At 30.4% G+C, this 21,325-nt stretch carries 21 protein-coding genes; 12 read left to right on the plus strand and 9 right to left on the minus strand.

The window, feature by feature from the left end; translation table 11 throughout:
* Positions 1 to 78 precede the first annotated feature (78 nt).
* Genes perR through uvrA form a run of 6 tightly spaced genes read left to right on the plus strand, consistent with a single transcriptional unit; the run spans position 79 to position 7,480 of the window.
* A complete protein-coding gene (gene perR, locus L8X24_RS05380) occupies positions 79 to 489 on the plus strand; it encodes a peroxide-responsive transcriptional repressor PerR (protein WP_263663926.1) in 411 nt (136 codons plus the stop codon).
* 1 nt (position 490) lies between these two features.
* On the plus strand, positions 491 to 1,675 hold the full coding sequence (locus tag L8X24_RS05385; RefSeq protein WP_263663927.1) for a hypothetical protein: 1,185 nt from the start codon (positions 491 to 493) through the stop codon (positions 1,673 to 1,675).
* A 7-nt stretch (positions 1,676 to 1,682) separates the two neighbouring features.
* A complete protein-coding gene (ubiE, locus tag L8X24_RS05390) occupies positions 1,683 to 2,384 on the plus strand; it encodes a bifunctional demethylmenaquinone methyltransferase/2-methoxy-6-polyprenyl-1,4-benzoquinol methylase UbiE (RefSeq protein ID WP_263663928.1) in 702 nt (233 codons plus the stop codon).
* Positions 2,381 to 3,544: an exodeoxyribonuclease VII large subunit gene (xseA, locus tag L8X24_RS05395; RefSeq protein WP_263663929.1), complete on the plus strand. Its 1,164-nt coding sequence runs from the start codon at positions 2,381 to 2,383 to the stop codon at positions 3,542 to 3,544. Before ubiE ends, xseA begins: the two co-directional genes overlap by 4 nt.
* Before the next feature lie 12 nt (positions 3,545 to 3,556).
* Positions 3,557 to 4,633: a phosphoserine transaminase gene (serC, locus tag L8X24_RS05400; RefSeq protein WP_263663930.1), complete on the plus strand. Its 1,077-nt coding sequence runs from the start codon at positions 3,557 to 3,559 to the stop codon at positions 4,631 to 4,633.
* Positions 4,634 to 4,654: 21 nt separating this feature from the next.
* The gene (gene uvrA, locus L8X24_RS05405) at positions 4,655 to 7,480 is read left to right on the plus strand and encodes an excinuclease ABC subunit UvrA (protein ID WP_263663931.1); all 2,826 of its coding nucleotides are present in this window, start codon (positions 4,655 to 4,657) and stop codon (positions 7,478 to 7,480) included.
* An 18-nt stretch (positions 7,481 to 7,498) separates the two neighbouring features.
* Here the strand turns inward: uvrA and trpB are convergent, their stop codons facing one another.
* Complete coding sequence (trpB, locus tag L8X24_RS05410) at positions 7,499 to 8,674, minus strand: tryptophan synthase subunit beta (protein ID WP_263663932.1); 1,176 nt, start codon at positions 8,672 to 8,674, stop codon at positions 7,499 to 7,501.
* Positions 8,675 to 8,949: 275 nt separating this feature from the next.
* On the opposite strand from trpB, the gene L8X24_RS05415 reads away from it, so the two are divergent.
* Positions 8,950 to 9,393, plus strand: a complete 444-nt coding sequence (locus L8X24_RS05415) for a YqaA family protein (RefSeq protein WP_263663933.1) — start codon at positions 8,950 to 8,952, stop codon at positions 9,391 to 9,393.
* Here L8X24_RS05415 and L8X24_RS05420 read toward each other — a convergent pair.
* Positions 9,349 to 10,353 (minus strand): nucleoside hydrolase, encoded by a 1,005-nt coding sequence (locus tag L8X24_RS05420; protein ID WP_263663944.1) that lies wholly within the window; start codon positions 10,351 to 10,353, stop codon positions 9,349 to 9,351. The genes L8X24_RS05415 and L8X24_RS05420 overlap by 45 nt on opposite strands.
* Positions 10,353 to 11,705, minus strand: coding sequence for an MFS transporter (locus tag L8X24_RS05425; protein ID WP_263663934.1), 1,353 nt, complete (start codon positions 11,703 to 11,705; stop codon positions 10,353 to 10,355). The genes L8X24_RS05420 and L8X24_RS05425 overlap by 1 nt, the downstream gene beginning before the upstream one ends.
* Before the next feature lie 130 nt (positions 11,706 to 11,835).
* Between L8X24_RS05425 and polA the strand changes: the two genes are divergently transcribed.
* Genes polA through motB form a run of 3 tightly spaced genes read left to right on the plus strand, consistent with a single transcriptional unit; the run spans position 11,836 to position 16,012 of the window.
* On the plus strand, positions 11,836 to 14,475 hold the full coding sequence (gene polA / locus L8X24_RS05430; RefSeq protein WP_263663935.1) for a DNA polymerase I: 2,640 nt from the start codon (positions 11,836 to 11,838) through the stop codon (positions 14,473 to 14,475).
* Positions 14,476 to 14,487: 12 nt separating this feature from the next.
* The gene (motA, locus tag L8X24_RS05435; protein WP_039619177.1) at positions 14,488 to 15,261 is read left to right on the plus strand and encodes a flagellar motor stator protein MotA; all 774 of its coding nucleotides are present in this window, start codon (positions 14,488 to 14,490) and stop codon (positions 15,259 to 15,261) included.
* A 10-nt stretch (positions 15,262 to 15,271) separates the two neighbouring features.
* Entirely contained in the window at positions 15,272 to 16,012 is a 741-nt protein-coding gene (gene motB, locus L8X24_RS05440) for a flagellar motor protein MotB (protein ID WP_263663936.1), read from the plus strand.
* An 8-nt stretch (positions 16,013 to 16,020) separates the two neighbouring features.
* Here the strand turns inward: motB and L8X24_RS05445 are convergent, their stop codons facing one another.
* The 6 genes from L8X24_RS05445 to L8X24_RS05470 all read right to left on the minus strand — a co-directional run bounded on the left by L8X24_RS05445 (position 16,021) and on the right by L8X24_RS05470 (position 19,342).
* On the minus strand, positions 16,021 to 17,007 hold the full coding sequence (locus tag L8X24_RS05445; protein WP_263663937.1) for a beta-ketoacyl-ACP synthase III: 987 nt from the start codon (positions 17,005 to 17,007) through the stop codon (positions 16,021 to 16,023).
* Positions 16,994 to 17,983: a phosphate acyltransferase PlsX gene (gene plsX / locus L8X24_RS05450; protein WP_263663938.1), complete on the minus strand. Its 990-nt coding sequence runs from the start codon at positions 17,981 to 17,983 to the stop codon at positions 16,994 to 16,996. The genes L8X24_RS05445 and plsX overlap by 14 nt, the downstream gene beginning before the upstream one ends.
* Before the next feature lie 5 nt (positions 17,984 to 17,988).
* On the minus strand, positions 17,989 to 18,135 hold the full coding sequence (gene rpmF, locus L8X24_RS05455) for a 50S ribosomal protein L32 (RefSeq protein WP_012662034.1): 147 nt from the start codon (positions 18,133 to 18,135) through the stop codon (positions 17,989 to 17,991).
* A gap of 14 nt (positions 18,136 to 18,149) precedes the next feature.
* A complete protein-coding gene (locus L8X24_RS05460) occupies positions 18,150 to 18,503 on the minus strand; it encodes a DUF177 domain-containing protein (RefSeq protein ID WP_263663939.1) in 354 nt (117 codons plus the stop codon).
* Positions 18,503 to 18,916 (minus strand): nucleoside-diphosphate kinase, encoded by a 414-nt coding sequence (gene ndk, locus L8X24_RS05465; protein ID WP_173786824.1) that lies wholly within the window; start codon positions 18,914 to 18,916, stop codon positions 18,503 to 18,505. The genes L8X24_RS05460 and ndk overlap by 1 nt, the downstream gene beginning before the upstream one ends.
* Positions 18,917 to 19,057: 141 nt before the next feature.
* Positions 19,058 to 19,342, minus strand: coding sequence for a DUF362 domain-containing protein (locus L8X24_RS05470; RefSeq protein WP_173786825.1), 285 nt, complete (start codon positions 19,340 to 19,342; stop codon positions 19,058 to 19,060).
* A 184-nt stretch (positions 19,343 to 19,526) separates the two neighbouring features.
* Between L8X24_RS05470 and L8X24_RS05475 the strand changes: the two genes are divergently transcribed.
* Entirely contained in the window at positions 19,527 to 20,123 is a 597-nt protein-coding gene (locus L8X24_RS05475; protein WP_087699604.1) for a peroxiredoxin, read from the plus strand.
* Positions 20,124 to 20,293: 170 nt separating this feature from the next.
* Positions 20,294 to 21,325, plus strand: a 1,032-nt coding sequence (locus L8X24_RS05480) for a cache domain-containing protein (RefSeq protein ID WP_263663940.1), incomplete at its 3' end; no start/stop codon positions are given.

The following is a 21,325-nucleotide window of genomic DNA, read 5'->3' on the forward strand; positions in this document are numbered from 1 at the left end:
AAAAAATATCTTTTAATATAATCATTTTTTTATAAAAAAAGAGTTATACTATAAGTAAAAATATTTGGAGAATAGACTATGGAACTTATTCAAATGCTTAAAAACTGTGATTTAAAAGCTACTCCACAAAGACTTTGTATTTTAAAAATTTTAAAACGCCACGAGCATCCTAATATAGAATCTTTGTATGAAAGTATTAAAGAAGAATATCCTTCTATCTCATTAGCTACGGTATATAAAAATTTAAATACCTTAAAAGAACAAGGTTTGGTAGTAGAAATTAATACTCCAAATCAAAAAACTTGTTATGACATTTATGAATATCCACATATTCATGTAATTTGTAGTAAATGCAATCACATAGAAGATGTGCGCTATGAAGATAGTGGGATTAATAAATACCAAGAAGATCTTGAGAAAAAGATTGGTAATATTATTGACTATCTTGGCGTGTTTGCTTATGTGAATGGTTGTAAATTTTGCAAGTAAAATGATTTGTGAAATACAAAGACGCTTTTTAATTGAAAATGATGATTATATCAAAATTTTAAAAGAAGAAAAACTTGCTTATTCTAAGGATAAAATACGTGTATTTTTTACACGTATAAATCCTTTTTGTGATATCAAATATAAAAAAATCAATCAAGATTATTATCAATTTACATTTTATAAATTACATGATATTTTAGATAAAAAAACTCATAAAATATCTAAAAAAGAATTTAAACATCAAAAAAGTAAAAATGCTATAACCAATATAATAAAAAAAACAAGAATTAGTTTTGAGCTTGATAATACCCAATTTTTCCTTTATAAATTTAAAAACAATTTAAAAAATTTGGTCATTTTAAAAGTGATTTTTTCCACCGTTGAAGAAGCAAAGCGGTTTGATTTACCTCATTTTTTTAAAAATTATAAAGAAATTACAGATGATGAGAATTTTTATAGTAAAAATTTAGCATTATATGGGGATCTTTCTAAAGTTTTTGATAGTGCTAGATGTATTAAAATTTTAGATAAACAAAAAGATATTAACTTGCATTTTCCAAATCAAATTCAAAGTTTTTCAGCTGGTAAAATTTTACTTTTCGTTCTTTTAAAAAACTTAAAAAATGACAGATTAAATTTTTTAAAAAATTCAAGTGAAAAAAACTTGGAACAATGTTTTATAAGCCTTAAGCAAATTTGTTTTTGTCTTGATGTTTTTGATACTCTTTTTGAAAAAAATATTCAAAATAAGCTAAAACAACAATTTTCATTTTTGATAAATCAAATTAATATGAAAAAATACCATGAGTTTGAACTAGAAAAATATATTTTTATTTTAAGCGATGAAAAAATTAATGATATTTTTCTTGATGTGGATTTTATTTTAAAAAATGATTATGAATTTTATCAAGGAAAAAATCAAATTTTAAAGTCTTTAATAGCTTTTAAACTAAGAAAAGAATTAGTTTTTTTAAAGAAAAAAATTGTAAAATCTCAAACAAATCTTGAAGAAGAATTAGAAAAAATAAAATTTTTATTATGCTATTTTGCAACTATGTTTGAAGAAAAAAGCATTAAAAAGTTGAAAAATTATTTTAAATATAATCATTTAGACCAAAATTCTTATGATGAAAATATAATAAAACAAATTGCAAAAAGCATCAAAAAATTAAAAATATATAGTTAGGAAAAACATGCAAAAACAAGAAAAAATAGTTAAAATGTTTGATGATATAGCACCAACTTATGATAAGGCTAATAGAATTTTAAGTTTTGGAAGTGATGTGAGTTGGAGAAAAAAAGCTTGTTTGGATGTTTTTAAATTTTCTAATAATGAACTTGATATTATCGATGTAGCTTGTGGTACGGGCGATATGATTATAGAATGGCAAAATCAAGCCTTAAAAGCAAATAAAAACATTACGAGTATAAAAGGGGTTGATCCAAGTGCGGGCATGCTTGAAGTAGCTAAGAAAAAAATTCCTGAAGCAACTTTTGTCCAAGCAAAAGCACAAGAGCTTCCACTTGAAAATGAAAGTGCAGACATCATAAGTATAAGTTATGGCATACGCAATGTGGTAGATAGAAAAGAAGCTATAAAAGAATTTGCAAGAGTGTTAAAAAAGGATGGGATTTTACTTGTACTTGAATTTACCAAAAGAGAGCAGGGTGGTTTTATAGCTGCTTGTAGAGATTTTTACTTAAAAAATATTTTGCCAAAAGTGGGTGGATTTATTAGTAAAAATTATAGCGCTTATGAGTATTTACCAAATTCTATAGAAGATTTTTTAAGCAAAGAAGAATTTATCAAAGAATTGAGTGGGCATTTTGAAATGCTAGAGTATAAAAGCTTTAGTTTTGGTGTTTGTTCTATGTTTATTGCAAGAAAAAAATGAAAGTTTCAGAACTTAATTTAAAGGCTAAAAGTTTATTAGAATTTCATCTTGATGATATAGAGCTTAGTGGGGAAATTTCTAAAATTACCATTCATAGTTCAGGGCATTGGTATTTTGATTTAAAAGATGAAAAATCAAGCATAGCTTGCGTGATGTTTAAAGGTTTTAATCAATTTGTTCAAGCTAAACCTAAGGTTGGTGATATGCTTGATCTTAGAGGTTATGTGAGTTTATATGAAGCAAGTGGTAGGTATCAATTTATCGCTAAAAGTATGCAAAAAACAAGCCTTGGAGATTTAGAAGCTAAATTTTTAGCTTTAAAAGAAAAGCTTGAAAAAGAAGGTTTGTTTGATACAAATGCTAAAAAAAGCATTGTTAAATTTCCTAAAAAAATAGGCATAATCACTTCTTTTACTTCAGCAGCTTTGCAAGATATGTTAAAGTTAATTTCACAAAAGGAATACAATCTTTGTAAAATAACTATTTTTAATGCCCTTACCCAAGGACAAAGCGCTCCAAATTCTTTGATAAATGCTTTAAAAAAAGCTGATGAGTATAATTTAGATGCGATTATTTTAGCAAGAGGCGGTGGAAGTAGAGAGGATTTATTTTGTTTTAATGATGAAGAACTTGCAAGATGTATTTTTTCTTTAAAAACGCCTATCGTTTCTGCTATTGGACATGAGATTGATTATGTTATTAGTGATTTTGTAGCAGATTTAAGAGCACCAACTCCAAGTGCAGCTATTGATATGATTTTTCCAAATAAACCCAGCTTAGAACAAGGACTTGATGAGCTTGCTATACGTTTTAAAAATCAAATGCTAAACCATCTTAAGTTTTATCAAAATAAAATCGATCATTTGCAAAATTTAGCCAAAGCGAAATCTTTAGAAAATGCTTTTTTTCTTAGAAAACAAAAGCTTGATTTTTTACAAAGTCAACTAAAGAGCGTTTTAAATTTAAAATTATTAAACTATGAAAATAAACTTAATAATTTTGAAGAGCTTTTAACTCAGCATAAAAATTTCTTTGATAAAAGTAAAAATTTGATAAATTTACAAAAAGATGGCAAAAATATCTCTCTTGAAAAACTAAAAAAAGGAGATATTATAAAACTTTGCTCAATAAATGAGAGTAAAGAAGCTCAAATACTATAAAAAGGAGACAAAATGAGAGTAATGAATTTTAGCGCAGGTCCTTCAAATCTGCCTGATGAGGTTTTAAAAGAGGCACAGGAGCATTTGTTTGATTATCATGGTAAAGGCTTTTCTATTATGGAAGTTTCTCATCGTGGAAAGGTTTTTGAAGAAGTGCATTTTGAAGCTATTAAAATGGCAAAAGAGCTTTATGGTGTAAATGATGATTATGAAGTGCTTTTAATGCAAGGTGGAGCTAGTTTGCAATTTGCTATGATACCTATGAATTTATATATGGGTGGAGTTTGTGAATTTGCCAATACTGGTGTTTGGACTAAAAAAGCTATTAAAGAGGCTGAAATTTTAGGAGTAAATACAAAAATAGTAGCAAGTAGCCAAGAAAGTGAGTTTGATCATATCCCACAATTTGAATTTAGCGATAATGCAGATTATGCCTATATATGCTCTAATAATACCATTTATGGAACTCAGTATAAAAGCTATCCAAAGACTAAAAGTCCTTTGATAATTGATGCTTCTAGTGATTTTTTCTCTAAAAAGATAGATTTTTCTAATGTCGCTATGCTTTTTGGTGGAGTGCAAAAAAATGCAGGAATTTCAGGGCTTGCTTGTGCATTTATCCGCAAAGATATGATAGAGCGTAGTAAAAACAAAAATATACCTAGTATGTTAAAATATAGCGTTTATGCTGAAAATAATTCTTTATTTAATACACCTGCAACCTTTGCTATATATATGTTTAATCTTGAAATGAAATGGCTTTTAAATCAAGGTGGCTTAGATAAAATCAATGAGCAAAACATACAAAAGGCTAAAATTTTATACGATGTGATTGATGAGAGTAATGGTTTTTATAAAGGTCATGCCAAAAAAGAAGATAGATCGCTAATGAATGTTAGTTTTAACATAGCTTGTGATAAAAACTTAGAGCCAATTTTTGTAAAAGAAGCTGAAGAAAATGGTATGATAGGTCTTAAAGGGCATAAAATTTTAGGTGGAATTCGCGCTAGTATTTATAATTCTATCAGCATTGAAAAGGTTCAAAAGTTAAGTGAATTTATGAAAGATTTTGCTAAAAAACATGCTTGATTTGATAAAAAGAGGATTTTTATGAATAATGACAAAATAAGTATCATTGGTGCTAAAGAGAATAATCTTAAAAATATCAACCTAGAAATTCCTAAAAATAAGCTTATAGTTTTTACAGGACTTAGTGGAAGTGGTAAATCAACTTTAGCTTTTGGTACGCTTTATGCAGAAGGACAACGTCGCTATATTGAAAGTTTAAGTGCTTATGCAAGGCAGTTTTTAGATAAAGTTGGTAAACCAAATGTTGATAAAATAGAAGGTTTAACTCCTGCTATTGCTATTGATCAAAAAACAACTTCTAAAAATCCTCGATCAACTGTTGGGACTATTACTGAAATTTATGATTATCTAAGACTTTTATATGCAAGGATTGGCTCACAACATTGTCATCAATGTGGCCAAAAAATTTCATCTATGAGTGCAGCAGATATCGTAGGTGAAATCTTAAAGCTTCCAAAAGGAGCTAAAATCATCATTTATGCGCCGTTGATTAAAGAAAAAAAGGGAACTTTTGCAGATCTTTTGGAAAATTTAGTCGCAAAAGGCTATGTTAGAGCACAAATTGATGGAGTTTTAACGCGTCTTGATGAGGATATTGAGCTTGCTAAAACCAAAAAACATACAATAAAACTTGTAATAGATAGACTCCAAGTACAAGATGATATGTTAGCAAGACTTGCAAGCGATATAGAAAAAGGGCTTAGTGAGAGCTTTGGTGAAGTGGAAATTGAAGTTTTAAATAATGAAGAATTAAATATACCTAGGCATTTTCATTATAGTGAGCATAATGCTTGTTTTGATTGTAAAATTTCCTTTCCTTTGCTTGAGCCTTTGAGTTTTTCTTTTAATTCTCCAAAAGGCGCTTGTCCAAGTTGTGATGGTCTTGGTATAAGATATACGCTAGATATGAAAAAACTTATCAATGAAGAATTAAGTTTAGAAGCAGGAGCTATAAAGCTTTTATATGGGTTTAATAAAAGTTATTATTATAAGTTTTTAATGGCCTTTTGTGAGCAAAATGCTATAAGGGTAAAAATTCCATACAATGAGCTAAGCGAAGAAGAAAAGCGCCTAGTGCTTTATGGTAATGCCAAGGAAATTAACTTTTTATGGAAAAGACATCGCTTAAATCGCAAATTTGAAGGTGCGGTTAAATATGCCTATGAAATGCTAAAAGATGAAAAAGATTTAAGCGAGTATATGAGCGAAAAAACTTGCAAAGATTGCAATGGCCATCGTTTAAGAGTTGAGAGTTTAGCTGTAAAAGTAGCTGAGAAAAATTTGGGTGAAATTTTAGATATGAGTATAGAAAATACCACTGCATTTTTTTTAAAAGAAGCTAATTTTGCATATTTGAGTGAGCAAGAAAGATTGATAGCTAAGCCTATTTTTAAAGAAATTAATGAAAGATTGTTTTTTCTTTATGATGTAGGACTTGGGTATTTATCCTTAGGGCGTGATGCAAGAACCATTAGCGGGGGTGAAGCTCAAAGAATTCGTATAGCATCTCAAATTGGTAGTGGTTTAAGTGGAGTGATGTATGTTTTAGACGAGCCTAGCATTGGTTTGCATGAGCGAGATACAGCAAAACTCATTAAAACTTTAAGAAATCTTCAGCAAAAGGGTAATACTTTAATCGTGGTTGAGCATGATAAAATGACTATAGAAGAAGCAGATTTTATCGTAGATATTGGTCCAAATGCTGGTAAATTTGGTGGTGAGGTTGTATTTAGTGGAACTTATAAAGAATTGTTAAAAAGCAAAAGCCAAACCGCCCTTTATATGAGTGGCAAAAAGCAAATTGCTCATCAAAAAAATAGAGAACAAAAAGATTTTATTAGTTTAAAAGATGTGAGTATTAATAATATTCAAAATTTAAGTGTAGATTTTCCATTACGCAATCTTGTAGCAATTACAGGCGTTTCAGGAAGTGGTAAAAGCTCATTAATTTTACAAACTTTACTTCCATTTGCAAAAGAAGAGCTTAACCGCGCTAAAAAAGTTAAAAAACTAAGTGGGGCTAAAATAGAAGGTTTAGAAAAACTTGATAAGGTGATTTATCTTGATCAAAGTCCTATAGGAAGGACTCCACGTTCAAATCCTGCTACTTACACAGGTGCTATGGATGAAATTCGTAATCTTTTTGCAGCTACCAAAGAAGCTAAAATGCGAGGATATAAAGCAGGGCGTTTTTCTTTTAATGTTAAAGGTGGAAGATGTGAAAAGTGTAGCGGCGATGGTGAGATTAAAATCGAAATGCACTTTTTGCCTGATGTGATGGTAACTTGTGATGTTTGTAATGGTAAAAGATATAATGATGCAACTTTAGAGATTAAATATAAAGGCAAAAGCATAGCTGATGTTTTAAATATGAGTATTATTGAAGCAAGCGAGTTTTTTACTTCTGTGCCAAAGATAAAACAAAAGCTTGATACTTTGGTAAAAGTTGGGCTTGATTATCTTACCTTGGGACAAAATGCAACTACTTTAAGTGGCGGGGAGGCTCAGCGTATTAAGCTAGCTAAAGAATTAAGCAGAAGCGATACAGGAAAAACTCTTTATATTTTAGATGAACCTACAACAGGACTTCATTTTGAAGATGTTAATAAGCTTATTTTGGTTTTGCAACATTTAGTTGATCTTAGAAATAGTGTGTTTGTAATAGAGCATAATTTAGATGTGATTAAAAATGCTGATTATATCATCGATATGGGACCTGAAGGTGGGGTTAAAGGTGGTAAGGTTATAGCTAAAGGTAGCGTGGAAGAGCTTGCTAAGAATCATGAAAAAAGTGGTTCTTATACGGGGTATTATCTAAATTTAGAGCTAAAAAGCACAAAAAAATAAATTGGTTGAAGTTATCCTTCAACCATAAATTTCACCTTTTTTATACTCATAAATACTTTGCATATCTTTATCTCCTCTTCCTGAAAGATTTACAACTATCACACTTTTTTTCTTTAAAGTCGGACAAAGTTTTTCTAGATAAGCTAATGCATGTGAGCTTTCAATGGCAGGTATAATGCCTTCTTCTTTACATAATAATTTTAAAGCATTAATGCACTCATCATCACTAATAGCATGATAACTTGCTCTTTTACTTTCTTGTAAATATGCGTGCAAAGGACCTATGCCAGGGTAATCAAGCCCAGCAGAGATGCTAAAAGTATGAGCAATATTGCCTTTATCATCTTGTAAAACCTTAGTTTTCATACCATGGATAATACCCTCTTTACCTTTAGTAAGTGTAGCTGCATGATAAGGTGTATCTTTTCCTAAACCTGCTGCTTCAACACCTATGAGCTTAACTTTTTCATCTTTTAAAAATGCATGAAAAATTCCAGCAGCATTGCTACCACCTCCAGCTGCTGCTATGATGTAATCTACTTTTTTATTTAATTTTCTAAGTTGCATTTTGCATTCTTTACCTATAATACTTTGAAAATGCGTAACAATTTGCGGATAAGGATAAGGCCCTACCACACTCCCTACTACATAAAATACTTCTTTAGTATTTTTAACCCAAAAATTTAAAGCCTCATCTACCGCATCACTTAAAGTTTTACTTCCACTTTCTACTGCGTGAACTTTTGCTCCTAAAAGCTCCATTTTATAGACATTTAAGGCTTGTCTTTTTACATCAATAGCTCCCATAAATATCTCACATTCAAGTCCTAAAAGTGCTGCTGCAGTAGCGGTTGCAAGCCCGTGTTGTCCTGCTCCGGTTTCTGCAATAATTTTTTTCTTATTCATTTTCTTTGCCATTAAGGCTTGAGCTATGGCATTGTTGATCTTATGAGCTCCTGTGTGAGTTAAGTCTTCTCTTTTTAAATAAATTTCATGATTATAAAGCTTGCTTAAATTTTTAGCATGGTATAAAGGTGTAGGTCTTCCTATATAATTAACTAAGAGTTCTTTTAATTCTGTGTTAAAATCTTTATCTTTTTTGAGTTTTAAAAAAGCTTTTTCTACTTCATCTAATGCTATTTTTACTTCATTTGGTACAAATTGCCCACCAAATTTTCCATAATATTTTTTCATAGTATTTCCTTAAAATGATTAATAATATAAAATCAAAAATGATCAACTAAAACTAAAAATGTAAAATAAAAAATGATTGAAAATGTAGTAGTAGGCTTAACGCCAAGAAAAAGAAGCTTTGTTAAATGAGTATTCTAAAATTAGTTTAGAAAATTTTTTCCTTTCCATAGTTTTTCCTTTTAAAAAATTGCCAAATGACTTTACATTCTAAGATAATTATTATTAAAAATTCTTTAAAATGATAATTTGGAAAATAAATACTAAGAAAATTTGTAATGTTTGATTTTTTATATAATGACATAAGCTATATAGGACTTTTTATAGTATGTTTTCTCTCTAGCACACTTTTGCCTATGGCAAGTGAGGCTTTTGTGCTTGCTTTTGTGAAATTAGATTTTAATGCTTATATGGTTTTATTTGTCGCAAGTTTGGGAAATACTTTGGGTAGTTTAAGTACTTATGCGTTAGCTTATTTTGGAGAGAGTCAAATTTTAGAAAAATATTTTAAAAACTCTTTGCGTAAATTAGAAAAAATCAATGCAAATTTTAAAAAATTTGGCTCTTTGTATGCTTTTTTTACTTTTTTACCCATAGTGGGAGATCTTTTTGCATTAGGGCTTGGATTTGCTAAGTATTCTTTTTTAAAAGCAAGTATTTTTATAGCCTTGGGTAAATTAAGCCGTTATGCTTTTGTAATTTTCATAGCAAATTCCATTTAAAAGTCTTGATTTTAAAAGATTTAAAAGTCTAGTATTATCGATATCTTTTAAAACTTTTATAGTGTTTTTTAATTCATGATTTTTCATAGGCATTTTTGCATCTTTAAAACACCTTACCGTGCTTCCTCTAGCAAAAGTACTATCACAAATGACATCTACTAAATACTCATCAAAATTTGCTAAATTAGGATCAAGCATATAAGCAATAGTTAATGCATCATGTATCCATGTGCCATTTGTGCCTCTTGTTTTGCTTGCATAATCAATCCAAACTCTTAAAGTCTGTACTAAAAAATCACAAAGAGGATTTTGGTTTTCTAAAGCATTTAAATCTTCATGTGTGAGCATAGTTTGCATTGTTGCATTATAAGGAACAAGTGTGATTTTAGCTTTTGAGTTTAAAACTATACTAGCAGCTTCAGGATCAAAGCCAAAATTTGTATCTTTGATATGATAAGGCATATCAAAACTTCCACCCATGATAAAAATTTCTTTTACATTTTTATCAAAATCTTTAAAAAGTTTCATCGCTATGGCTATATTTGTTAAAGGTCCTATAGCGCAAATTGAAATTTCACCTGGGTTTTGCATAATAAGCTCACCCATTTTCATACAAGCATTTGGATTTATGTTTTCTAAGATTTTTATAGGTTTTATATGATCCCAAAGATGAGTAAGCTTAAACTCTTCTACGCTTTTATCTAGTCTTTGTCTCCAAAAATGACTATCTTCACATAAAGCTTCATGGGCACCTAAATACAAAGGTATGTCTAGATTAAGCTTATTTAATAAATCTTTAGCAACGCTATAAGCGGTTAAAGCTTGTACATTACCACTTAAAGTGCTAATCATTTCAAGTTTGATTTCTTTAGAGGCTAAAATAAGCCCAAGGGCTAAACCATCATCGGTATTAGCCCCTGCTACGCCATTACCTATATCAGTATCTAAAATAAGGCGTATCATATCGCATCTTCTATTAAATTTAAATCCCTACCTCTAGTTTCTGGTGCAAAGAAAGTTGTGATAAAACCAATTCCTGCAGTGATAACAAAATACAAGGCTATTGGCCACCAAGTGCCATAATAAGCAAGCAAAGCTGAAGCTATCATGGGAGCAGTTCCTCCTGAAAGTATAGAGCCAAATTCTTTTGCTAGTGCCATTTTGGTATAGCGATTTTTTGCCCCAAAAAGCTCCACACCCCATGCAGCTTGCACACCAAAAATCCCCAAAGATGCCAAAGACATACCTACGATGATAGTTAAAATTACAATAATTTCATTTTTACTATCAAGTAGCATAAAAGCAGGGAAGGCATAAAGCATTAAAAACAAGCAAAAGGTTCTATAAGTAATACGCCTTCCAAATTTATCACTTAAATATCCTGCTAAAGGTATAACCAAAAATCCCACCAAAGAAGCGATAACAACAGCAGTTGTGGCTACTGATTTATCAAGAAGTAAAATTTTAGTTACATAACCTACTATAAAGCCTTGTGCAAGATAAGATGGTCCATTTTCTCCTATCCTTATACCCACCATAGTCCAAAATGCACGACTTTTCTGCCAAAAAGTTCTTTCATCTTTTTTCATATGTGCTTCATTTTCATGACGAATTTTTAGCATTAATTCTTTTTGTTTTTCAAAAACAGGAGTTTCTTTTACATTTAAACGCATATAAACAGCAAAAAGTGCTATAAAAATACTTCCTATAAAAGGAATTCTCCATCCCCATTCTTTAAAACTAGCATCATCCATACTTGTAACTAAAAGCCACACGAAAGCTGCAAGTAAGGTTCCGCTGTTTGATCCAAGTGCTACAACAGAAGAGATTAAACCTCTATGTTTGCTAGGAGCATATTCTCCAAGCATGACAGTCCCACCTGAAAGCTCAGCACCTGCTCCAAAGCCTTGCATAAAACGCAAAATAACCAAACATATAGGAGCCCAAATTCCAATTACTGCATAACTTGGTATAAAACCAATTAAAGTAGTTGAAATACCCATTAATGCAATGGTGCTCATTAATACATTTTTTCTTCCGTATTTATCTCCTAAATATCCAAAAAATAAAGCTCCAATAGGTCTAGCAATAAAACCTATACCATAAGTAACAAAACTAAGCAATAATGCTATAATAGGAGTTTGTTCAGGAAAGAAAACTTCTGAAAAAACAGTAGCTGCAGCTAAGCCATAGAGTGCAAAATCTGCATATTCCATGGCAGTTCCAAGCCAGCATGAAAACACAGCCTTTTTAAATGCCTTTTTTCCTTGTGGAGTTTGAAAATTTTCATCCGCGATTGATTTTGTTTGCAAGATTAAACCTTTGTTTTAAATTTAAAATATAATTGTAACTAAAATGCTTAAAATGGAAATTTAATACTTTTTACCGACTTTTAAATAATTTTGGGCGATAATTATTATTATTTTTTAATATAGGAAAAAAATGAAAACTTTAACCATAATTGATACTTTTGGCTTTTTCTTTAGACTTTTTTATGCTTTAAAGGGTTTAAAAAATTCAAAAGGCGAACCTAGTAATATGATTAGCGGTTTTGCTAATTTTATTTATAGTTTGAAAAATGAACATCCTAGTGATATGATTATTTTTGCTCTTGATAGTAAAGGAAAAACTTTTAGAAGTGAAATTGATCCAAATTATAAAATCAACCGCACTCCACCTCCACCTGATTTATTAGCTCAAATTCCAATTTGCATTCAAATGATAGAAAAAATGGGTTTTTCAAGTTTTTCTTGCGAAGGATATGAGGCTGATGATATCATCGCATCTTTGGTTAAAGAGTGTGAAAATAAGGATATTTTTATAAGAATTATTACTCAAGATAAAGATTTGTATCAACTTATAAAAGATGATAAAGTTAGTATTTATAGTCCTATTTCAAAAAATGATTATAATGAAGCAGGGTGTTTAGAAAAATATGGGGTAAAACCTAGCCAAATAAGAGATTTTTTAGCTCTATGTGGAGATAGCTCAGATAATATCCCGGGGGTAAAAGGAATTGGTGCTAAGGGTGCTAAGAATTTACTTGATGAGTTTGAAAGTATTGAGGGAATTTATGAAAACTTAACACTAGTGCGTAATGAAAGAAGTCGTAATTTATTGCTTGAGGGCAAAGAAAATGCCTTTTTGAGTAAAAAACTTGCTTCTTTGTATGAAAATTTAGATGTAAAAGATATGCTTTTAAATTGTGAGTATCCAAAAGATGAGCCCTTGCTTAAGATTATGGATATTTTGGAGCATTATGAATTAAATGCTTTGTTAAAAAAACTACGCACCAATCCTACTAATAAAGATAAAAATTTAGGATTTAATGCAAGATTAATCTTAGATGAGAAAGAATTATTTGACATTTTAGAAAAAATTGATGATCAAAGCATTGTTGCTTTTGACACTGAAACTACGGGCTTAGATACTAAAGAAGCTAAGATAGTAGGGTTTAGTTTTTGTTTTCATGAAAGTGAAGCCTTTTATGTGCCACTTGCGCATGATTATTTAGGTGTTTGTAAGCAAATTTCTATGCAAGTAGCTAAAAAGGGTATAGAAAAAATCTATCAAAGCATGGTTATAGGTCATAATCTTAAATATGATTTTGAGATTATAAAAAACAATTTTAATTTACTTCCTCCAAAAAACTATGCTGATACTATGATACTTGCATGGCTTAAAGAGCCAAGTTTGCGTGTAAATATGGATGATTTAGCAAAAAGATTGTTTGATTATGAGACTTTGCATTTTGAAGACTTGGTAAAAAAAGGAGAAAGCTTTGCAGGGGTGGATATAGAAAAAGCTTGTAAATATGCAGCCGAGGATGCTTATGTTACTTTAAGATTTTATTTGTATTTTTTAAAAAATTTAGAAAAGCCTTTGTTTGAGCTTGCGCAAAAAAGTGAGTTTGAATTTATCAAAGTGCTTATTATGATGGAAAATAATGGTATTAAACTTGACACTCAAAAGCTTGAAAGCCTAATGCAAAGTTTTAATCAAGATATCAAAATACTTAGTGAAAAAATATATGATTTAGCGGGTGAAAAATTTAATATTAATTCTCCTAAACAAGTAGGGGATATTTTATTTGAAAAACTAAAACTACCAAGTGGTAAAAAAAGTAAAACAGGTTATTCTACCGATGAAAAGGTTTTAAATGCTATTTTAGATGAACATCCGATTGTGAGAGAAATTTTAGCTTATAGAGAGCTTGCAAAATTAGTTTCTACTTATTGTGAACCTTTGTTAAAATTAGCCAAAAAAGATGAAAACTCAAGAATTTATTCAAGTTTTTTACAAACAGGAACAGCCACAGGACGCCTTTCATCAAAAGATCCAAATTTACAAAACATCCCTGCGCATGGTCAATATGCTAAAGATTATAAATCCTGTTTTGTAGCAAAAGAAGGGTTTAGTTTTATCTCGCTTGATTATTCACAAATTGAGCTTAGAATGCTAGCGCATTTTAGTGAAGATGAGAAATTATTAGAAGCATTTTCAAACAATGAGGATATTCATGCAAAAACTGCTATTATGATTTTTAATCGTAGTGATTATGAGACAAGAAGTATTGCTAAAAGCATAAATTTTGGTCTTATTTATGGTATGGGTTATAAGACTTTGAGTCAAAATTTAAAAATAGAAGCAAAGTTAGCTAAAGAATATATTGAAAAATATTTTGAGAATTTTACTAGCATTAAAACTTATTTTGAAAAGGTAAAAAATGAAGCTAAGCAAAATGGTTTTATAAAGACTTTACTAGGCCGTAAGCGTTATTTTGACTTTGAAAATGCAAAGCCTATGCATGTGGCAATGTATGAAAGAGAGAGCATTAACTCTACACTTCAAGGTTCTGCTGCCGATATAATAAAACTTGCAATGATAGAAATTGCAAAAGATTTAGATGAAAATAAACGCTTGATTTTACAAATCCATGATGAGCTTATTTTTGAAGTAAAAGATGAACTTTGTGAGGAATTTGCAAAAAATGCTAGTGATATTATGGAAAATATTGTAAAATTAAAAGTTAAATTAAAAACTTCATCAAGTATTGCCAAAAATTGGGGCGCATTAAAATAAGGAGAATAATTAATGGATCTTTCAACCATACTTGGGATGGTATTAGCTGTTGTTAGTATTTCTGTGGGGGATATTTTAGAGGGTGGCAACCCTTTGCATGTTTTGCATTTAAGTTCATTTTTAATCGTGGTTCCAACTGCGGCTTTTTGTGCGATGACAGCAACTCATAAAAAATTTGTTAAAGCAGCTTATAAAGAATTAAAACTTGCTTTTAAAGGTGCGGGGGTAAATTTAAGTCAAAGGATAGCTGAGCTTGTAGAATACTCTATCATAGCAAGAAGAGATGGACTTTTGGCTTTAGAGTCAAAAACTAATGAAATTGATAATGAGTTTTTAAAAGAAACCATGATGATGATGGTTGATGGTAAGAGCGTAGAAGAGATTAAAGAAAGCATGGAAATCCAAATAGAGGAAATGGAAGAATATTACAAAGAAACGGCAGAATATTGGATCCGTTTTGGTGAGACTTGTCCTACAATGGGACTTGTTGGTGCGGTTATGGGGCTTATGCTTGCTTTACAACTTTTAGATGATCCTCAAGCTATGGCAGCAGGTATTGCAGGAGCATTTACTGCAACGGTAACTGGGATTTTTGGTGCTTATGCTTTATTTGGACCTTGGGGTCATAAAATCAAAGCTAATGCTCATGAACTCATTAAAGAAAGGATAGTTATCTCACATGCTATAGTAAGTATTGCAGAGGGAGCTAACCCTAGAGATTTAGAGGCTAAATTGTTTAATTACCTTGGACAAGGTGAGCCTAGAATTTCTCAATTTGATAAGTAAGAGTTAAAAAATGGGAAAAAAACATAAATGTCCAGAATGTCCAGCAGGTGAAAAATGGGCTGTGCCTTATGCAGACTTTTTAAGTTTGCTTTTGGCCCTGTTTATTGCTCTTTGGGCGATTTCTGAAAGTAACCCCGCTAAAACTGAGGCTTTAAAAACTGAATTTGTTAAAATTTTTGAATTTACTGCTTCAAATCCTTTAGAAAAAGAAAGTGAAGTGCATAATAAATACAGTGCACCATCTAATGCAAATGTTGAAGAGCTTGAAAAGCTTAAAAAATTAAGTATCACCCAACAAGAAAATATAGAAAAATTAAAAGCAGCATTAGATCAAAGAGAAAATAATATAGTTTTAAATTTGCCTGCAAGGGTTGAATTTGCTAGGGGTAGTACACAAATTGATTCAGCTGATGTGCAAGATTTTCTAAAACGTATTAGCGAAGTTTTAAAAAGAATGCCAAAACAAGCTCAAATAGAACTTAGAGGTTATACTGATGCAAGTGATAAAGATCCTAAGAGAAATTTTGATTTAGCAAGTAAAAGAGCTCAAGTTGTGGCTGATTATTTGATTACTAGAGGAATTAATCCAGCTCAGCTTATAGTGGTTAGTTTTGGTGAAAATTATCCTTTGAGCGCAAACAAAGAAGATGAAATAAACAATAGAGTTGAATTTTATATCCGCGTAGATTCTTCAGATAATCAAACTAGAAAGTCAGTATTGGATCAAATTGGAGCTTTTAACAACAAATAAGTTTTTACTTATTTGTTGTTATTTCCTCCACCAAAACGAAGCAATGCTGAACCCCAAGTAAAGCCTCCGCCAAAAGCATCAAGCAATATTAATGAACCTTGTTTTAAACGACCTTGCTCGTAAGCATCATTCATTGCCATAGGAATTGAAGCAGCTGAGGTATTGCCATATTTTTGAACAGTAACTACACATTGTTCATCTTTGAAGTTTAATTTTTCTTGTACGGCCTTGATAATTCTTAAATTAGCTTGATGAGGTATAAAAAGATCAATTTCTTCGCTTTTTATATCATTTTTGGTAAGAATTTCAATAACATCATTACTTAGGGTATTCACAGCGATTTTAAATACTTCATTCCCCTTCATTTGCATGGAAAGTGGAGAGCAGATACTGCTTTTTTGAGCTCTTTGAGTCATTAATAAATCTCCAAATTCCCCATCACTTGCAGTATGAGTATCTATAATAGGAAAATTATCATCTAATGACACAACCCCAGCCCCAGCTCCATCACCAAATAGCACGCAAATACTTCTATCAGTATAATCCATAATAGAACTAATTTTTTCAGCTCCTATGATTAATACATTTTTTTTAGTACCACTTTCAACCATAGATTTTGCAAGCTCTAAAAGATAAATAAATCCTGAGCATGCGGCAGAAATATCAAAAGCGGTGATATTTTTTAAGCCCAAATTATGAGCGATTTTACATGCAGTTGATGGCATGGTAAAATAATCAGGGCTTAAAGTAGCTACGATGATCGCATCTATATCTTGAGGATTTAAATTAGCTCTTTGTATGGCTTTAATAGCTGCTTTAGTACCAAGATCGCTTGTATTCTCATCATCATTTGCTATGTGTCTTTGTTCTATACCAGTTCTTCTTAATATCCATTCATTACTAGTTTGAACCATTTTTTCTAAGTCAAAATTACTCAGAGTTTTTGTAGGGATATAAGAAGCTATACTTTTTAAGGAAGCTTTAGTTGATTTCATAATTAGAAAGTTCTTTTTCTATAGTTTGATTTATATTTGATTGTGTGAAATTTAATGCTTGAAAAATAGCATTTTTTATAGCTTTTGGACCACTTTTTCCATGACTTATAATGACACATTCTTTTACACCCAAAAGCGGAGCTCCACCGTATTCTTCATAGTCAATATGAGTTTTTAGTTCATTAAAAGCTGGTTTTGCTAAAAGATAGCCTAGTTTTGCTAAAAAAGATTTTTGAATTTCTTGTTTTAGAAGCTTTGTAATAACACTTGCTACACCTTCTCCTGTTTTAAGTAAAATATTCCCATTAAATCCATCACATACTAATACATCTATAGTACCATTAAAGATATCTCTACCTTCGGCATTTCCGACAAAATTTGGAAGTTGCTTTAAGAGTTGATGAGTTTCTTTGGTAAGCTCATTTCCCTTACATTCTTCTTCGCCATTTGATAGTAAAGCAACTCTAGGTTTGGCAATTTTTAAAATCTCTTTAGCATAGGCTTCACCCATAATAGCAAATTGAAATAAATGCTCACTTTTACAATCAACATTTGCTCCAACATCTAGTACAAGTGTTCTTGAATGGATATTTGGCATTAAAGTAGCAATTGCAGGTCTAGCAATATTTGCTAATCTTCCAAGCCTTAATGTAGCTAAACTCATAGTAGCTCCACTATGCCCAGCAGAAACAACAGCTTTTGCTTTTTGATTTCTTACTAAATCAATGGCTTTGTAAATAGTACTATCTTTTCTTTTTAGTGCATCTGTGGAATTTTCATCCATAGCAAACACATCAAAAGCTTCTTCGTATTCTATGTATGAGTTTAATTCTTGAGGAATCAAGGTTTTTAGTTTTTGAGGATCCCCTACCAAGATAGCTTTAAATTCACGCTCTTTTAGAGCTTGAATCACACCTTCTATGATAGGTTTTTCCCCAAAATCACCACCCATTGCATCAATAGCAATGCTTGTCATCGTTATTAATATTCCTTAGTTACTGGATTTACACGGTGAGGCATTTTATAGCTACCATCTTTGTCTTTTATAGGCATAGGTAAGGTAACTTTATAATGAGTTCTGCGTTTTGCTGCACGAGTTTTACTCACTCTTCTCTTAGGTACTGCCATTTTTTACTCCTTTATTAATTTAAACATTTATTACAATAAAAATAATCACTTAAATAAGATTGTAACTCACTTGTGGCAAGTTCAAATAAATCTATATGAGAGTCAAAAAACTCCATAGTATCACTTAAAGTATTATTTTCATCTTTAAAAATTCCATCGCTTGCAAAAAGCTCTATATTTTGATCGATTTCAAGCTCCATTTCATCGCCACATCGATCACAGTTTCTATAAGTAAATCCTTTGAAATTAGCTTTTATTTTTGCTAATTTTGGATTAACTTTTGTAATAGTTCCTTCAAAAACTATATTATCAAGATCTAGCTTAAAAGGATAAGCCACAGAGCTAAGTTTTGCAAAGGCAATTTTCATTATAAAATTTCAGTTTTTGAAAAGAAAAATTCTATTTCAATTTTTGCATTTTCTAAGCTATCACTTCCATGAACCGCATTTGCATCAATACTATCTGCAAAATCTGCTCTAATAGTACCAGGAGCTGCTTCTTTTGGATTTGTAGCACCCATTAATTCTCTGTTTTTTAACACTGCATTTTCGCCTTCTAAAACAGAAACCACAACCGGACCGCTGATCATAAATTCAACTAAATCTTTAAAAAAAGGTCTGTCTTTGTGTACAGCATAAAATTCTTGCGCTTCTTTTTCTGAAAGCTGTATTTTTTTTGTTGCTGCTATTCTTAGACCATTGTTTTCAAAGCGTGTTAAAATTTGACCAATAACACCTTTTTTTACTGCATCAGGTTTAATAATAGAAAGTGTTTTTTCCAAAATCGTCCCCTTAATTTAAATAAGTTTTATATTTATAAAAGAGCTAATTATACCAAAAAATGCTTTAAATTTATATAAAAGTTTAGAGTTATTGAAGGGTTTGTAAGTAACTTGAAATCAAGATACTTACATTAAAATTTATTAAGCAAATACTGGAGTTGAACCGTCTCTTAAATCACTACCGATGTTATCACGACTTGGTTGACCACCTACTACATCACTCCATACAATACAACCATCGGTTGGGCAAGCACTTGCACAGGCTGGTTGATCATTGTGTCCTACACACTCAACACATTTATCTGCATAAACATAATATCTGTCTTCGCCCTCAGGATTATTTGCATCATCTACGATAGCGCTTACTGGGCATTCATCTATACAAGAACCACATGCTATACAAATATCAGTAATTTTAACTGCCATTTTTTACTCCTTAATATTAATGTTGAATGCAAGATTATCAAAATTGTGTTAATTTTATTCTTAAAATCTATTAATTTTGATAATAAAATTAAATTATGGATAATTTTACACAATTAATAAATTTTTAAATTTACAAATGATATTATTTTGTTACAAATAAAATTTATTAATTAGGAGATAAAAAATGATAGTTACTAAAAAAGCTATTGATTTTACAGCACCAGCTGTATTAGGAAATAACCAAATAGTTGAAGATTTTAATCTTTATAAAAATATAGGACCAAAAGGCGCGGTAGTATTTTTCTATCCAAAAGACTTTACTTTTGTTTGCCCATCTGAAATCATTGCTTTTGATAAAAGATATCAAGATTTTAAAGATAGAGGCATTGAAGTAATCGGCGTATCTTGCGATAATGAATTTTCTCACTTTGCATGGAAAAATATGCCAGTAAATCAAGGTGGTATAGGTCAAGTTAAATTTCCTTTAGTAGCTGATTTAACTAAACAAATTGCTAGAAATTTTGATGTTTTATTTGAAGAGGCAGTTGCTTTAAGAGGTTCTTTCTTGCTTGATGCTGATGGAACAATTCGTCATGCAGTGATCAATGACTTACCACTTGGAAGAAACATTGATGAGATGATTAGAATGGTTGATACTATGTTATTTACTAATGAACATGGTGAAGTTTGCCCAGCTGGCTGGAACAAAGGTGATGAAGGTATGAAAGCTGACCCTAAAGGTGTTGCTGATTATCTAAGTAAAAACGAAGGTAAACTATAATTTTATAGCAGTGAAGTCTTGCTTCACTGCTATTTTTCTAAAAAATTTCTACATCTATCACTTTATTTTACTTTTTTAAAAATATTTTGTTTTTATGAATTTTTAAAATTATTATTATAATTTTTTGATAAAATTATTAATATAATGATAATAAAATTCAAGGAAAATAAATGCTTTTTAAAAATAGTTTTATTAGTGTAAAGAATAAACTTTCTTATACTACAGGGATTATAGTTGCTTTAGCTTTGTTTATAGTAACGGCAATGGCTTTTTATTCAAGTAGAGAAAATCTTATTATAAATAGTAAAAATGCAAATAAAGATTATTTATTAGTAACTACTGCTCAAGTGGAAACTTATATTGAAAGTTATGTTGAAATTCTATTATCTATAAAAAAATATATAGATTCATTACCAAAATATCAGACAGAAAATTTTGATAAATTAGGGGAATATTTTGCTAAGGATTTGAAAGTATTTAAAGACGGTTCAAATACTTTAGCAGTATATCTTGGTTTTCCTGATGGAACCATGCTTGTTAGTGATGCAGAATCAGATAAAAAAGGAATACCTTTTAGAAAAAGAGGTGGTGGTATAAGTTATTATGATGATCCTCAATATAATGCGACTACGCGAGATTGGTACAAGGGAGCATTAAAAAATAAAGGTGTTTTTGTAAGTGATGTGTACGAAGATTCAGTAACAAAATTCCCTAGTTTTACTTATTCTGTACCTATTGAAAAAAATGGAAAACTTATAGCTGTTTTGGGTGTTGATTTACTTTTAACATCTCTACAAAAAACATTTGAAAAATTACCAGGAAGTGTATTTGTTTTTGACAATACTAGTTCAATACCTTTTGCATCTAACGATAAGTCTTTAATATTAAAATCATACCCAAACATCGATGAGATTAAAAATCACCATAAAGTAGTAGGTGATTATAAGACTTTTGAATATACTGGGATAAATAGTAGAGAAAAAAGATTTGGAGTTTGTGCAAATATTAATAATTCAAATGCTCATGTTAACTATGTAGCGTGTGCAATTCAAAAACAAGATGATTTAGATAAATTAGTTATTGAAGATGTATTTGATCAAATTATAACATCTATTGTGATTTTAATTTTATCATGTCTTATTGTTTATTTTATTTCATCAAGATTGTTATCACCTTTACAAGCTATACAAAATGGTCTTAGT

Source organism: Campylobacter sp. CNRCH_2015_0814 (assembly GCF_025772765.1).
Lineage (GTDB): Bacteria > Campylobacterota > Campylobacteria > Campylobacterales > Campylobacteraceae > Campylobacter_D.